Consider the following 14,861-nt stretch of genomic DNA (forward strand, 5'->3'; position numbering starts at 1 on the left):
TTTGATACATTGGTAATACTATGATGAAAGCCCTGCGATGCTCGTGATATCCGATAGTTTTGAGCCACAAAGTTTGTTTAGGGAGTTTTTCGTCCGTGATTGTAAAGGCATGCCTCCTTAGAGTGGACGTCTGTAACAGTTCGGCAAGACACCCACCTGCGATGAGCAGGTTCAAAACTAAGGAGTAACACGACATAATGGGGCTCCTTTTTTCTATTTCAATCCTACTTTTCCGATTGACTATAATCCAGCTTGCGAATGAAAGGTGACAAGAAATATGCTTCATCAATTTTCTCGTTGTGAATTGGCCTTCGGTCCCGAAGGTTTGGAAAAAATGAAAAATAGCTGCGTTGCTGTATTAGGAATTGGTGGAGTAGGTTCCTTTACAGTGGAAGCACTGGCGCGAACAGGTGTAGGCAAGCTCGTTTTGGTAGATAAGGATGTAGTAGACATCACGAACATCAACCGCCAAATCCATGCGACGCTGAACACAGTCGGTCAAAAAAAGGCTGAGCTTATGAAGGAGCGCATTGCGACGATCAATCCAGAGTGCGAGGTCGTAACTCTCCATATGTTCTACAATGAAGAAACAGCGAATGCGCTGTTCGAGCATGAACTGGATTACATCGTGGATGCGATGGATACTATGTCCGCGAAGCTCCATGTGATTAAGGAAGCAAAGCGTCGCAATATCCCTATTATTTCTAGCATGGGTGCGGCCAACAAAATGGACCCGACTCGTTTTGAGGTTGCCGATATTTCCCAAACGAGTTATGATCCGATTGCAAAGGTCATTCGTCGTGAGCTGCGGAAAAGCGGTATTTACAAAGGGGTAAAAGTGGTATATTCCCGTGAGATTCCCGTAACCGTCCGTGTAGATGTACGCGAACAGATCGTTTCCAACCCGGATTCACCGATTAGTAAAGTGCGGATGCCTCCAGCGAGCAATGCTTTCGTGCCTTCTGTAGCTGGTTTAATTTTGGCCAGTGTAGTGGCAAGAGATATTTTGGAGTGGCAGCCTGTAAAAGGATAGTGGAACATGGATGATTTATTCACGTTTGCCTATGACCAGCAGGGTGGCGGAAAACAGAAGCCATTGGCTGCACGAATGCGGCCGCAAACGATTCAGGATGTAATCGGGCAATCGCATATTTTAGCTCCTGGAAAGCTGCTTCGACGCGCGATTGAAGCAGATCAAGTGTCCTCTGTCATTTTTTATGGACCTCCGGGAACAGGGAAAACAACACTGGCAAAAGTCATTGCCCGAACCACACGTACGCATTTCTCCGAGTTAAATGCCGTGACGGCCGGTGTCGCTGACATCCGCAAAGTGGTAGATGCAGCGAAGGAACGGCTTGTTATGGACAGTCAGCGGACAACCTTGTTCGTAGACGAGATACACCGCTTCAATAAATCACAACAGGATGCCCTTCTTCCTTATGTGGAGGAAGGCACGATTATTTTGATCGGCGCTACGACGGAGAATCCTTTTTTTGAGGTGAATCCGGCGCTTTTGTCGCGTTCACAAGTATTTTCCCTTCAATCGCTTTCTCATGAGGAATTAAAGCAGGTTATGGATCGGGCACTTACTGATGAAGAAAACGGATTGGCGGAGCTATTTGTCACTGTAGAACCGGAAGCGGCAGAGCATTTGGTTCAATACGCAGAAGGGGATGCCAGACGTTTGCTCAACGCATTGGAACTGGCGGTGACAACGACGCAACCAGGAGCAGATGGACGCATTACGGTGACATTGGACGTCGCCGTGGAATCCATTCAGCGCAGGGCAGTACGCTACGATAAGAGTGGGGACAATCATTACGACACGATCTCCGCTTTTATTAAATCCATTCGTGGTTCTGATCCGGACGCAGCTCTTTACTGGTTGGCGAGAATGATAGATGCCGGAGAAGATCCGCGGTTCATTTCTCGCCGCTTGGTTATTTCGGCTTCAGAGGACATCGGAAATGCTGACCCGCAAGCGATCACAGTTGCGATTTCCTGCTTTCAGGCGGTAGAATTGGTGGGGATGCCTGAAGGGCGTATCCCTTTAGCACAAGCGACGACGTACCTGGCAACCGCCCCCAAAAGCAATGCTGCTTACAACGGAATTAATTCTGCGTTGGATCGTATCCGAACAGATGGTCACAAGCAAGTGCCGATTCATCTGCGAGATTCTGCTTACAAGGGAGCTGCGAAGCTGGGGCACGGTCAGGGATATCTGTATCCGCATAACTATCCATATGGGTATGTACCTCAACAGTATCTGCCTGACGGTGTAAACTACTCGTTCTACCAGCCAAAGGATCACGGCTATGAGCGTCACATTCGCCGCTTCCAGGAAGAAAGACAGAAGATGGATGAACGTGGATTACCAAGGAAAAACTCCCCCGAATAATGGGGGAGCTAACATGTTAAGTGCGGACATTTCCGCCCGGTTTATTGGGCAAATCACCGTTTTCATTCGGCTGTTTGCTCTGCTCACTCGCACCGTAACGGGCTTTGTGAGCAATCGTGCCTGCGGGTTGGTCGTACAAGGTTTCGGACGGGTGGTTGGGACCTCGTTCCGAGCGTTTGTTCGTTGTCATCTGCATATCACCCCCTAAGATGTTAGTGTGTCCCTCGATACAGAAGACATGTAGGGGGCGGGCGCGTATTACCGATACAAAGAGGAGAGTTGTTAACGTGAAGATTTCAACGAAAGGACGTTACGGGCTTACGATCATGATGGAATTGGCCAACCGTTGCGGAGAAGGGCCAACTTCCTTGCGGAGCATCGCCCAAAAACACGATTTGTCCGAGCATTATTTGGAGCAATTGATTGCACCTCTGCGTAACGCGGGTTTGGTAAAGAGCATCCGTGGCGCATATGGCGGTTATGTTCTGGCGAAGCAACCGGATGAGATTTCTGCTGGTGATGTGATTCGCGTACTGGAAGGACCGATCAGCCCTGTGGAATTTGCAGAGGAAGAAGACCCGGCTAAGCGTTTTTTATGGCTGCGTATTCGGGATAGTATTTCTGCTGTTCTGGATTCGACATCCCTTCAAGACTTGATCAGTTTTGAGGACGATGGTCCTGCCGATAATTATATGTTTTACATCTAGAATATAAGAGGTTGTTCAAAAAGTCGTCTTTTGATCACGAAGTAGCTCAGAAAGCTAATTCGACATGGAATATGGCGTTCACCTCCGAAGTCCGGTGCTCATGTAGATTACCTACACTCCGCTCCTCCTTCGTTCGGTTCTCGCCATCTTCTCGGTGCTAAAAAGCCGACTTTTTGAACACGTACTATAAGTTGGTAGAAGGTGACGGCATTGTCAGAGCGAATGTATTTTGACCATGCAGCTACTACGCCGGTACATCCACGTGTAGTTGCTGCTATGACTCCCTATTTGACTCAAGTATACGGGAATCCATCCAGTGTCCATGGTGCAGGTCGCGAAGCACGAAAAGCGTTGGAGCATGCGAGAGACACGATTGCCGACTTTATGGATGCTGATCCGCAATCGCTCATCTTTACGAGTGGCGGGACAGAAGCGGACAATATGGCAATCATCGGCGCCGCAATGGCACAGCGCGAACGTGGTCGCCACGTCATCACTTCGCAAATCGAGCACCATGCAGTCTTGCATGCTTGTGAATTTTTGGAGCAGGCAGGATTTGAAGTGACGTACTTACCTGTTGACCAGACAGGCATGGTCCGTTTGGAAGACCTGAAACAAGCGATTCGTCCCGATACGGTACTGGTGTCTATTATGTACGGCAACAACGAAGTAGGAACGATCCAGCCCATCGAGGAAATGGGCACCTTTCTGCGTGAAAAAGGGATTGTTTTTCATACAGATGCCGTACAGGCTTTTGGTGTACTGCCTGTCCATGTACGGAAGCTGCCTGTTGATATGCTCTCGGTATCCGCCCATAAAATTAATGGGCCAAAAGGAGTCGGCACTTTGTATTTAGCGCGTAAGGTTCCGTTTTCCCCGATTTTGCACGGCGGTTCGCAAGAGCGCAAGCGCAGAGCAGGAACGGAAAACCTGGCTGGGATTGTTGGGTTTGCCGAAGCGACCAGGGTCGCTGGCGAGGAAATGGCGGAGCGAGTTGAAAAGTATAAGCAGATGAAAGCAGCGATGATCGCAGTCTGGCAGGAAGCAGGAATTACGTTCTGCCTGAATGGACATCGTGAGCAGGTATTGCCACATATTTTAAATGTGTCCTTTCCTGGTGCTCATACAGAAACCATGCTGATGAATTTGGATATCGCCAAAATTGCAGCAGCGAGCGGCTCAGCTTGTACATCCGGATCACTAGAGCTGTCACATGTTCTAAAAGCAATGCACTTGGACGAGAAGATTGCTCTTTCAGCCATTCGTTTCAGCTTTGGGATTACGAATACAGTGGAAGAGGCGAAGCAAGCTGCTACAGCGGTTGCAGCGATTGTGAAGCGTTTGGTACGCGAATAACGAAGGATGAAAGCCGTTTGGTTGAAGCCAAGCGGTTTTTCATTGGAGCAAAAGTGGGTTTCTTATTGGAGTTTGTGGTGAATTGTGGAAGGGGATGGTAAAATGATGCTGTAGTACTGATCCTGAAGAACTACTATACAATTCTGATCATCCGATAAGGAGAGGACTTTCATGTTGGCCAGACGCTACTCTATTCGCTACAAACTGATGTTTACAATACTCATCCTAACCATGCTCCCATTAATGGTCGTCGGTTATATCCAATTTGAAAATGCGCGCAGCGCGCTATACAAGCTCGCTGTATCTGACTTGCAATACATAACGGAAATAAAGGCACGCGAGCTGGCTGATTACACGCAAGAGGCAACGAGTAGTGAGCGGAACAGACAGAACATTAACGAAATAACACGTGAGGTGGCCGAAAAATATTACAAGCCAAATGGTATGGTTGGCTACGCCTATATCTTGGATGCGAGTGGAATCGCTATCTTTCATCCAGACCCGAAAGTTGAGAATACCTCTTTGGCGAATGAACCATTCACGCAAGTCATGCTCGCTCAAAAAAACGGCTGGATCGAATATGAATTCGGAGGCTCTACCAAAGTGGCGGCGTATAAGCAGCTGCCGAACGGGTGGATTCTTGTTATTGGCAGCTACGAGAATGATTTGCTGACGACGATTGAGAGCAGTCGTCCGATGATGTTTCTCCTCAGCCTGATAAGTGCTAGCTTAGCGCTGATAACAGGTATTTTTATTGTCAACAAGCTAGTACGACCGCTAAATGAGCTGGTATCGGCAATGAAACGTGCAGAGACAGGAGATTTGACCTCGCAAGTGACTGTTCGTTCCCGGGACGAGCTTGGGGAATTATCATCGATGTACAATGAGATGATGGGGGTATTCCGCAGCATGGTCAACGAGGTGCAGCGAGTAGCCCAGCAGGTCGCGGCAGCGTCAGAAGAATTAACAGCGAGTGCGACAGAAAGTGCGCGTGCTTCCGAACAGATTTCCATCGCTTCCTCGGAAATCGCTACGGGTTCCGAACAACAAAAACAAACGGTGACGGATACGGTACGCTTTTTATCTCGCATCGGTGGAGATATCCAACTCATTGCGACCTCGACTTCCCAAGTCAATGCTGATGCGACAGACGCGAATCGATTGGCACAGGTTGGGGAAGGCAAGCTGCACAAGCTTGTACAAGAAATGGATCAAATCACGGATCACGCCCGTCGTACAGAGCAGGTTATCCGCGAGCTTGGCTCTCAATCCGAGCAAATCATCGGTATCATCACGATCATTCGTCAAATATCCAACCAGACGAATCTATTGGCTTTGAATGCCGCCATCGAGGCTGCACGGGCGGGGGAACAGGGACGTGGCTTTGCGGTTGTGGCTCAAGAGGTACGTAAGCTGGCTGAGCAATCGGGTGCAGCTGCAGAAGAGATTGCAGGCTTGATTCATACGATCCATACAGATATTCTCGCGGCTGTAACGGAAATGGGGACGACTGCAGTCGCTATCCAGGATGGACGCGAAGGAGTGGCGCAGGCAGGAGACAGCTTCCAGCAAATCTTGGTGGCCGTTCAAGACGTCAGCCAGCAAGTACATCGTATGAACGATGCAGCCCAAGCGATTCATAGCGATACAGTTCAATTAGTGAGTCACTCCGAAAAAATTGCTGGACTTGCGGAGACAGCGGCCAGAGATACACAGGAAGTGGCAGCAGCGTCTGAAGAACAGACAGCAACGTCTCAGGAAATGACGGCAGCATCCGAAACGCTTGCGAAAATGGCGGAGCAGTTGTCAGAACAAGTAAAACGATTTACAATTTAAGACGAGCATATGAAAAATCCACTTTCAAGAGAAGTGGATTTTTCCTTTCTGGAACGGTTTTTTATGTAAGGAGGCGTTTAGATGGACGAGCAGCAGTCAATCTCGCTGTTTGCGGAAACCTACATTCGAGGATTTGTTTCTCAAGAAATTTTTTACAATGAAGAAACCTGGTACGGAGTTATCCGTCTTAAGATAGAAGAGACTACCGAATCGATTAAAGAATCGGAGGTCATTATTGTCGGTAATTTTCCTCGCCCGCATCCAGATGAGCTGTACACCTTTTACGGTGAATGGAAAACACATGCTCGTTTTGGACAGCAGTACGTAGCAAAACGCTATGAACGTGAAACGCCGAAAACATTGGCAGGGGTTGAGCGCTACTTAGCCAGTGGCTTGTTTCAAGGGATCGGAAAGAAGATGGCCAAACGAATTGTCGAGCAGCTCGGGGTAGATGCGCTGTCGATTATCGCGGACTTCCCAGAGCGATTGGCTGAGGTACCAGGCATTTCTGAACAACGTGCCAAAACGATCTATGATTCCGTAGTCGAGCATCGCTCCTTGGAAAGTGCCATGGTTTTCTTGTACGACTTCGGCATTGGTGTGAACATGGCGCTGCGTATTTATCAGACCTACAAGATCGAAACGATGACAGTGCTAAAGGAAGAGCCTTACCGTTTGATTGAAGATGTCGTAGGAATCGGCTTTAAGCGGGCAGATGATATTGCACGAGCAACTGGAATCGCTGCTTCCTCAGAAGAACGTGTGAAGGCGGCGGCTCTCTTTATGTTGCAGGAGGCATCGTATTCGGAAGGACATGTTTATTTGCCTGTGGAGGAGCTTTGTGAAAAAACGCTGCGCCTTCTCGAAGAGTGCGGGGGGCACGTCTTTTCTGGAGACGATATTCAACTGGCAGTGGAAGCCCTGTTTGTGTCGAGCAAAATTGCCTGGGAAGATGAGCGGGTTTATTTGCCCTCGCTTTTTTTTGCCGAGCTTGGTCTAGCTAAAAGACTGCGTCACTTCGCATCACGGGATGAATTCGGTACGTTTCCGACATCGGAATTTTACCGTGCGTTAGGGGCGGTTGAGGATGAGCTGGGGATTACGTATGCTCAGACGCAGCGTGATGCCATTGAACAGGCGATCAAAGCAGGTTTGATGCTGTTGACAGGGGGACCTGGTACGGGGAAAACGACAGTCATTCGCGGGATATGTCGTGTCTTTTCTCAGCTTCATGGATTGTCGCTGGACTTGAAAAAATACAACGAGGAAAATCCATTCCCGATCGTTCTTGTGGCTCCTACCGGACGCGCAGCAAAACGTATGACAGAGACTACGGGTTTACCTGCAATGACCATCCATCGCTTGCTCGGTTATAAAGGTGAGAGCTTCGAGCATGACGCGGAGCATCCAATCCGTGGTCGGCTATTAATTGTGGATGAAATGTCCATGGTCGATATCTGGCTTGCCAATCAATTGTTTCGTGCGGTCCCAGACGACATGCAGATCATCATGGTAGGTGACCCTGACCAGTTGCCTTCCGTAGGACCGGGGAATGTTCTGTTAGATATGATCCGATCCGGATTGCTTCCGTTGGTACAGCTGACAGAAATTTATCGGCAGGCAGAAGAGTCTACCATTATTCGGTTGGCCCATGATGTACGCAAGGGGAATGTACCGACAGATTTGCTTCACACCACCCCGGATCGGCGATTCTTCACAAGTTTGCCACAAGAAGTTCCGGAAGCAGTGAAACAAATTTGCTTCGGAGCCGTAAAAAAAGGATATACGGCAAAAGATGTTCAGGTATTAGCCCCTATCTATAAAGGTAATGCCGGTGTGAACCGGTTGAATGAAGAATTGCAGGAGCTGTTTAATCCGAAAACGCCGCAAAAGCGTGAAGTTACTTTTGGAGAGACGACTTTCCGTACAGGAGACAAGGTTCTGCAATTGGTGAACAATGCTGAAGAACAGGTGTTTAACGGTGACATGGGTGAGATCGTCGCCATCTTTTTCCCGAATGAAAATGCGGAGAACCAGGAGATGCTGGTCGCTGCCTTTGATAACAGGGAAGTGGTGTACAAGCGTTCGGATTACCATCAGCTGACGCTTGCCTACTGCTGCTCGGTTCATAAGTCTCAAGGTAGTGAATTTCCGATTGTGATCATGCCGTTTGTCAAAAGTTACTACCGTATGCTCAGACGCAAGTTGGTCTATACCGGGATCACCCGGAGCAAATCATTCCTCATCATGTGTGGAGAGCCGGATGCGTTCCGTGCTGCTGTAGAGTCTGATGAGGAAGGGGTACGGTACAGTTATCTGGAGGAACGGCTAAAGCAAGAGTGAAGTTGGAACCATTTGCGCCGAATGGGCGCGTCCATTTCGCCTGATACTAACAAGGCGGAAGGGGGATGTCCCACATGCGCAAGGCAATGGATGCAGTCGGATTGCCAGTTGTTTGCCTTCAAACAGGGGAGACGATTGGAACCGTGCGTGACATTCTTTGCGACTCCACTTGGCATGTACGAGGAGTCTTGCTGAGCGAACAGGGCTGGTTCCAATCAGGTACCTATATTCCTACCGAACATATTCATGCGGTCGGGGAGTCCTGCCTTACCGTATCGGGAAAAGACGCGATCACGCCCTTACCTCATCTCGCCGGACTAGAGCCTGTCGGCATTGTGACGGGAAAGACGAAGTTAAAAGGAAAAGCGGTAATTACCGCTTCCGGAGAGTGTTTGGGAAGGCTGGAAGATGTTTACTTTTCAGCCAACTGGGAGAAACTTGTAGGGTACGAACTATCAAATGGCTGGTTTGCAGATATTACGGAAGGACGAAAGCGCCTCCCTGCACCAGCATCCGTTATTATCGGGGAAGAAAACCTGATCGTGCCGGACTAGTTCGTGGCTAGGCGTGAAAGGGAGGAAAAGCGTGATGCGTGTCATATGCCCGAATTGCAGTTCCAAAGATGTAGGAAAGATTGGAACCAATCAATACTATTGCTGGAACTGCTTTATAGAAATGAGCGTTTCCAATGAGCAGATCGCTTCTGTCTACCAAGTTGAGGAAGATGGATCCTTGCATTCGCTCAACGATCTGTTTATTGAGGACCAGACAGTAACCGCTCACTTGAATATGTAGTGGATTTGAGCGGCAAATCCAATGGAGGTGGCACGCTTGTTCATTCGAGGCCTGTTGCGGGTTCTGGCCACAAGCGGAATTGTGGCGATCATTGGCTATTGGTTGGCTCCGCGACGTCGCAGTCGGTTTTCATTGAATTGGAATCAGTTGCCCTTCTCCATGCGTGATGTAACGCGTATGTGGAAATCAGGTCGCAAGCTGATGCGTGCCGTTACTCGTTAACACAAAATGTGAATTGGAACGTAAACAAACACCCGAACATACACTGTGTTCGGGTGCTTTTTTCGCCATACATGAAAAAGCTCCGTCGTGGAAATGACGGAGCTTGCGTGTATTAAGATTGTTCTGCCAAGCGTTTTTGCTGTTGGCTTTTCGTGCGCCCGATCAACAGGACACCAACCACAACAGCCACGATGAATACCCATTTTACCCAAGGGTAAGCGGCAAAGAATGGTGTGAGGAGCTTCTCACCTGTTACCATGTTCGCAGCGGTATACGCCAATACCGCAGAACCGATATAGATAACGATCGGATATTTCTCGATCAGCTTCAAGATCAATGTGCTACCCCATACCATGATGGGAACACTGATGATTAAACCGATAACTACCAGAAGGAAATCACCATGTGCTGCACCAGCAACGGCGATAACGTTATCCAAGCCCATTACGGTGTCGGCTACGATAATCGTCCAAATCGCTGCTCCCAGTGTTCCGCTTGCCTTCATATTCTCATGACCATTATCCTGAATCAGCAACTTGAGAGCGATCCAAATGAGAATCAAACCACCTACAAGCAACAGGCCAGGAATTTTCAGCAACCAAACCACAGCGAGAGTCGCCAATGCACGAATGACAATGGCACCAACCGTTCCCCAGATGATGGCTTGCTTTTGCTGATGAGCGGGCAGGTTACGAGCCGCCATCCCGATGACGAGGGCATTGTCCCCGGCCAGCACGAGGTCGATGATAACGATTGAAAGTAATGCGGTCCAAAACTCAGGGCTTAATAATAAATCCATTTCTCTTCCTCCTCCTAATCCATTGTAGAAGCGAATAATCCGCTGGCCGTTTTCTTGATACCTCCCATAGTGTATGTAAAGGGGCGAAAAAGAAAACGACCTTTCCCGATTCAGGAAAAGGTCGTTTGAAAACCAAAAATAGACCTTTTACCTGATCGGCAAAGGTCTTGCTTACAACATTGCGAAAATGTTGCCAACATAGCCGGGGAAAAATCCCGTAATGACGACTATGTTGCGAAAAAGCTACTCCCCTTTGGAGATATCCTCTTGTAATTACATAGTACTGAACACGAAATTGTGTGTCAATAGGTTACATGAAATTAATGTGAATGAGACAAGCTAAAAAAGATGTAGGCAAATAGGGAGGAGTTGGGGAACGTGGATGAACTTCGGCGAAGTCGTCTATTTGCTGCTGCTGTTTGGGTCATCACACTTTTGGTCATCGGCAATCTGCTTTGGCTGCTCCGACCAGTCCTGTCACAGTTGTTTTCGCTCATAAAGGAAGTGCTCGTTCCCGTCATATTGGGACTCGTCATTGCGTACTTGCTCCATCCGATCGTGCAATTGCTGGAAAAAAGAAGGGTTCCGCGCTTGATGGCAGTCCTGCTCATCTATGGATCATTTGTATTGGTGATTACGATTGCGATCATTAACGCCATCCCAGTTTTCACGAAGCAATTGGTGGAGCTGTCAGACGATATTCCCCGCCTGATGGATTGGTACTATACATGGATGAGTGAGTGGGAGGCACGAAAATATTTTTTGCCGGATAGCATCTCGAAGGGTGTGGACCGGGTGATCATCCAGTCGAATGAGGGAATGTCTCATTCCGTATCGAAACTCGTGGATAATGCCAAGCATTCGATGGGAAAGTTGTTTGCCTTTGCTATTGTGCCGTTTATCGCTTTCTACTTTTTGAAGGATATGAAGCAATTGCATGAGACGGGGATGTCGATTGTTCCAAAGGCTTATCGGAAGCAAGTGCTGATCGTCCTGCGGGATATTAATGAATCCTTGGGTAAATACATACATGGACAAATGATGGTCGCCCTGATCGTAGGCGTCTTCGCATACTTGGGCTACTGGTGGATCGGCATGCCGTATCCTTTTGTATTGGCTGCATTCGTATGTCTCACCAACATCATTCCGTACATCGGACCATTGATTGGGGCGGCACCAGCAGTTGTGATCGCGATTACGATTTCCACCAAGACACTGCTACTCGTTGTCGTTGTCAATCTCATCATTCAAATCGTGGAAGGAAACATTTTATCTCCGAACATCGTTGGTCGTTCCTTGCATTTACATCCGCTACTGATTATCTTGGCACTGCTGGTAGGGGAGACGGTAGGGGGGATCATCGGGTTAATCGTTGCTGTCCCGATTTTGGCCGTTTGCAAAGTGATCGTTAGCCGAATCGCTGTCATGATGCATGAAAGTTGACAGTGATCAGGTAAAATATTTATAATATGGACAAAGTGATTTATGTGAAATCAATGAGGGAACGAGTATGTTGCAGACCTTTTACAGAGAGGACGCTCCATGGTTGAGAGGGCGACCAAAAGAAGAGCAGCAGAAGGCTACTCCTAAGACCGGGCAAAACCCGGCGGCTTGGCACCGTTAGACGCCACTTAAGCGACAGGCCTTGGCTCAGATAAGTGTAGCGAGCCTGTAAGCAGGGTGGTACCGCGAGAAATCAGTTCTCGTCCCTGAGGGGATGGGGGCTTTTTTTATTTTTAGATGAGGAGAATGTAGATGAAGAAGCTGACAGGCAATCAAATCCGCCAGATGTTCCTCGACTTTTTTGTAGAAAAAGGACATCGCATTGAGCCTAGCGCTCCATTGGTTCCAATCGACGATCCTTCCCTTCTGTGGATCAACAGCGGTGTGGCGACTCTCAAGAAATACTTTGACGGCCGCATCATCCCGGACAACCCGCGTATCACGAACTCGCAAAAGTCTATTCGTACAAACGATATTGAAAATGTGGGACGTACGGCTCGCCACCACACTTTTTTTGAAATGCTGGGTAACTTCTCAATTGGTGAGTACTTCAAGGAAGAAGCGATTGAATGGGCATGGGAGTTTTTGACAAGCCCAAAATGGATCGGCTTTGATCCTGAGTTGCTCTCCGTTACTATTCACCCAGAGGACGAAGAAGCATTTGAGCTGTGGAACAAGAAAATCGGTGTTCCAGAAGAGCGAATCATCCGACTGGAGGGCAACTTCTGGGATATCGGAGAAGGCCCGAGCGGACCGAACACGGAGATTTTCTATGACCGTGGAGAAGCGTTCGGAAACGACCCGAGCGACCCTGAGCTGTACCCGGGTGGGGAGAACGAGCGCTACCTGGAAATATGGAACCTGGTATTCTCCCAGTTCAACCACAATCCAGACGGTACCTACACGCCGCTGCCTAAGAAAAACATTGATACGGGGATGGGTCTTGAGCGCATGACGTCTGTCATCCAAGGCGTAGACAACAACTTTGAGACAGACCTGCTGTTCCCGCTGATCGAAAAGACCACGGAAATCTCCGGTGTGAAGTATAAAACAAGCCCTGAGATGGATGTAGCCCTGAAGGTTATCGCTGACCATGCACGTACGGTTGTGTTTGCAATCGGTGACGGTGCGCTTCCATCCAATGAAGGACGTGGCTATGTCATTCGCCGCCTGCTTCGCCGTGCCGTACGTATGGGGAAAAAGCTGGGCGTAGAAAAGCCATTCCTGTACAGCTTGACTGAGACAGTAGGCACGATGATGGGCGAATTCTACCCAGAGGTTGTTCAAAAGCGTGCGTTTATCGAAAAAGTCATTCGTGCCGAGGAAGAGCGTTTCCACGAGACATTAAACGATGGTCTAGCGATCCTGTCTGACATGGTAAAAGCAGCAAAAGATAGCGGAAAGACACAACTATCTGGTCAAGATGTGTTCAAAATGTACGATACGTATGGATTCCCTGTTGATTTGACAGAAGACTTCGCAGACGAGCAAGGGCTGACTGTCGATCGCGATGGCTTTGATAAAGCAATGGAAGAACAGCGTGAGCGTGCACGTGCAGCACGTCAAGACGTAGACAGCATGCAAATCCAAGGTGGTCCATTGTCTGATTTGACGGTTACGAGCCAATTTGTTGGTTATACTGAATTGGTAGCAACAGGTAAAGTGGAAGCGATTATTTTGGACAACCAGCTGGTAGAAGAAGCAGAAGAAGGTCAAACCGTACAAGTCGTTCTGAGCCAAACACCTTTCTATGCAGAAAGCGGCGGTCAGATCAATGACGAAGGTTTCCTGATTTCTGATATCGTGAAAGCACGTGTGACAGATGTACAAAAAGGGCCAATGGGTCAAAATGTACATTCCGTCATCGTCGAAGCAGGTACCCTGCGTAAAGGCGATGAGGTTCGCGCGGAAGTGAACCGTGAAGCACGTCTCGCTATCACGCAAAACCATACAGCGACTCACTTGCTGCATCAAGCACTCAAGGATGTCCTGGGAACGCATGTCAACCAGGCAGGTTCCTTGGTAGCACCAGAGCGTCTCCGTTTTGACTTCACTCACATTAGCTCTATTACTCCAGAAGAACTGGAGCGTATCGAAGCAATCGTGAATGAAAAAGTGTGGGCAAACCTGGGTGTCGAGATCGCCAACAAACCATTGGCTGAGGCAAAAGCGATGGGCGCGATGGCGTTGTTCGGTGAAAAATACGGCGACGTTGTACGCGTTGTAAAAGTGGGCGAATACAGCCTGGAGCTGTGTGGTGGATGCCATGTGAACAACACCGCGGAAATCGGTCTGTTCAAACTGGTAAGCGAGAGCGGTATCGGTGCAGGTACACGCCGGATCGAAGCAGTAACAGGACGCGGCGCTTACCAGTTCTTGAACCAGCAGTTCACTACACTCAAAGAAGTGGCGCAAGCACTCAAAGCACCTGTACTGGCAGAAGCACCTGCACGTGTAGAAGGTCTGCAACAACAATTGAAAGAAGTACAGCGCGAAAACGAGTCCCTGCGTGCAAAACTGGGGAACATCGAGGCAGCGTCGTTGACGGATAAACTCCAACAAGTAGACGGCATGAATGTACTCGCTGCACGTGTTTCCGCTGTCGATATGGACAACCTGCGCGGCATGGTGGATGAGCTAAAAAACAAACTCGGCTCCGCTGTCATTGTGTTGGGTGCGGTCGATGGCGACAAGGTGAACCTCGTTGCAGGTGTAACCAAAGATCTCATGGATCAAGGTATTCACGCTGGCAAGATCATCAAGGAAGTCGCAACTCGTTGTGGTGGTGGCGGTGGTGGACGTCCTGATATGGCACAAGCCGGTGGTAAGGACCCATCCAAGCTGCAAGAAGCACTAGATGCAGTGGCTGACTTCGTGAAGAGTCAAGCAGTAGCGAAATAAT

13 protein-coding genes and 1 other RNA gene are annotated in these 14,861 nt (G+C 48.8%); 12 read left to right on the plus strand and 2 right to left on the minus strand.

Features of this window, described 5'->3' with window-relative positions:
- Window positions 1-26: 26 nt before the first annotated feature.
- The 3 genes from ssrS (at window position 27) to ACUUHJ_RS10545 (ending at window position 2,398) form a co-directional block, all read left to right on the plus strand.
- A non-coding RNA gene (gene ssrS / locus ACUUHJ_RS10535) (6S RNA) lies at window positions 27-208 on the plus strand.
- Window positions 209-277: 69 nt separating this feature from the next.
- Complete coding sequence (locus tag ACUUHJ_RS10540; RefSeq protein ID WP_016739243.1) at window positions 278-1,033, plus strand: tRNA threonylcarbamoyladenosine dehydratase; 756 nt, start codon at window positions 278-280, stop codon at window positions 1,031-1,033.
- Between the two features lie 6 nt (window positions 1,034-1,039).
- A complete protein-coding gene (locus ACUUHJ_RS10545) occupies window positions 1,040-2,398 on the plus strand; it encodes an AAA family ATPase (protein WP_016739244.1) in 1,359 nt (452 codons plus the stop codon).
- Window positions 2,399-2,414: 16 nt separating this feature from the next.
- Here the strand turns inward: ACUUHJ_RS10545 and ACUUHJ_RS10550 are convergent, their stop codons facing one another.
- On the minus strand, window positions 2,415-2,588 hold the full coding sequence (locus ACUUHJ_RS10550) for a hypothetical protein (protein ID WP_016739245.1): 174 nt from the start codon (window positions 2,586-2,588) through the stop codon (window positions 2,415-2,417).
- Window positions 2,589-2,685: 97 nt separating this feature from the next.
- Here ACUUHJ_RS10550 and cymR point away from each other — a divergent pair, with 97 nt between their 5' ends.
- The 7 genes from cymR to ACUUHJ_RS10585 all read left to right on the plus strand — a co-directional run bounded on the left by cymR (window position 2,686) and on the right by ACUUHJ_RS10585 (window position 9,657).
- A complete protein-coding gene (gene cymR, locus ACUUHJ_RS10555; RefSeq protein WP_017247589.1) occupies window positions 2,686-3,105 on the plus strand; it encodes a cysteine metabolism transcriptional regulator CymR in 420 nt (139 codons plus the stop codon).
- Window positions 3,106-3,315: 210 nt separating this feature from the next.
- Window positions 3,316-4,461, plus strand: coding sequence for a cysteine desulfurase family protein (locus ACUUHJ_RS10560; protein ID WP_289677213.1), 1,146 nt, complete (start codon window positions 3,316-3,318; stop codon window positions 4,459-4,461).
- 171 nt (window positions 4,462-4,632) lie between these two features.
- Window positions 4,633-6,297 (plus strand): methyl-accepting chemotaxis protein, encoded by a 1,665-nt coding sequence (locus ACUUHJ_RS10565; protein ID WP_289677214.1) that lies wholly within the window; start codon window positions 4,633-4,635, stop codon window positions 6,295-6,297.
- Window positions 6,298-6,378: 81 nt separating this feature from the next.
- Entirely contained in the window at window positions 6,379-8,640 is a 2,262-nt protein-coding gene (gene recD2, locus ACUUHJ_RS10570) for an SF1B family DNA helicase RecD2 (RefSeq protein ID WP_289677216.1), read from the plus strand.
- Between the two features lie 74 nt (window positions 8,641-8,714).
- Entirely contained in the window at window positions 8,715-9,194 is a 480-nt protein-coding gene (locus ACUUHJ_RS10575; RefSeq protein ID WP_087349711.1) for a PRC-barrel domain-containing protein, read from the plus strand.
- A 34-nt stretch (window positions 9,195-9,228) separates the two neighbouring features.
- Entirely contained in the window at window positions 9,229-9,435 is a 207-nt protein-coding gene (locus tag ACUUHJ_RS10580) for a hypothetical protein (protein WP_007717618.1), read from the plus strand.
- A gap of 27 nt (window positions 9,436-9,462) precedes the next feature.
- Window positions 9,463-9,657, plus strand: a complete 195-nt coding sequence (locus ACUUHJ_RS10585) for a hypothetical protein (protein ID WP_289678064.1) — start codon at window positions 9,463-9,465, stop codon at window positions 9,655-9,657.
- 112 nt (window positions 9,658-9,769) lie between these two features.
- Here the strand turns inward: ACUUHJ_RS10585 and ACUUHJ_RS10590 are convergent, their stop codons facing one another.
- Window positions 9,770-10,456, minus strand: coding sequence for a TerC family protein (locus tag ACUUHJ_RS10590; RefSeq protein ID WP_472298860.1), 687 nt, complete (start codon window positions 10,454-10,456; stop codon window positions 9,770-9,772).
- A 378-nt stretch (window positions 10,457-10,834) separates the two neighbouring features.
- Here ACUUHJ_RS10590 and ACUUHJ_RS10595 point away from each other — a divergent pair, with 378 nt between their 5' ends.
- Together ACUUHJ_RS10595 and alaS are read left to right on the plus strand one after the other, a co-directional pair.
- Window positions 10,835-11,899, plus strand: coding sequence for an AI-2E family transporter (locus ACUUHJ_RS10595; protein WP_472298861.1), 1,065 nt, complete (start codon window positions 10,835-10,837; stop codon window positions 11,897-11,899).
- 312 nt (window positions 11,900-12,211) lie between these two features.
- Window positions 12,212-14,860, plus strand: coding sequence for an alanine--tRNA ligase (alaS, locus tag ACUUHJ_RS10600; protein WP_472298862.1), 2,649 nt, complete (start codon window positions 12,212-12,214; stop codon window positions 14,858-14,860).
- Window position 14,861: the final 1 nt, after the last annotated feature.

The sequence above is a fragment of the Brevibacillus schisleri genome (assembly GCF_055685845.1).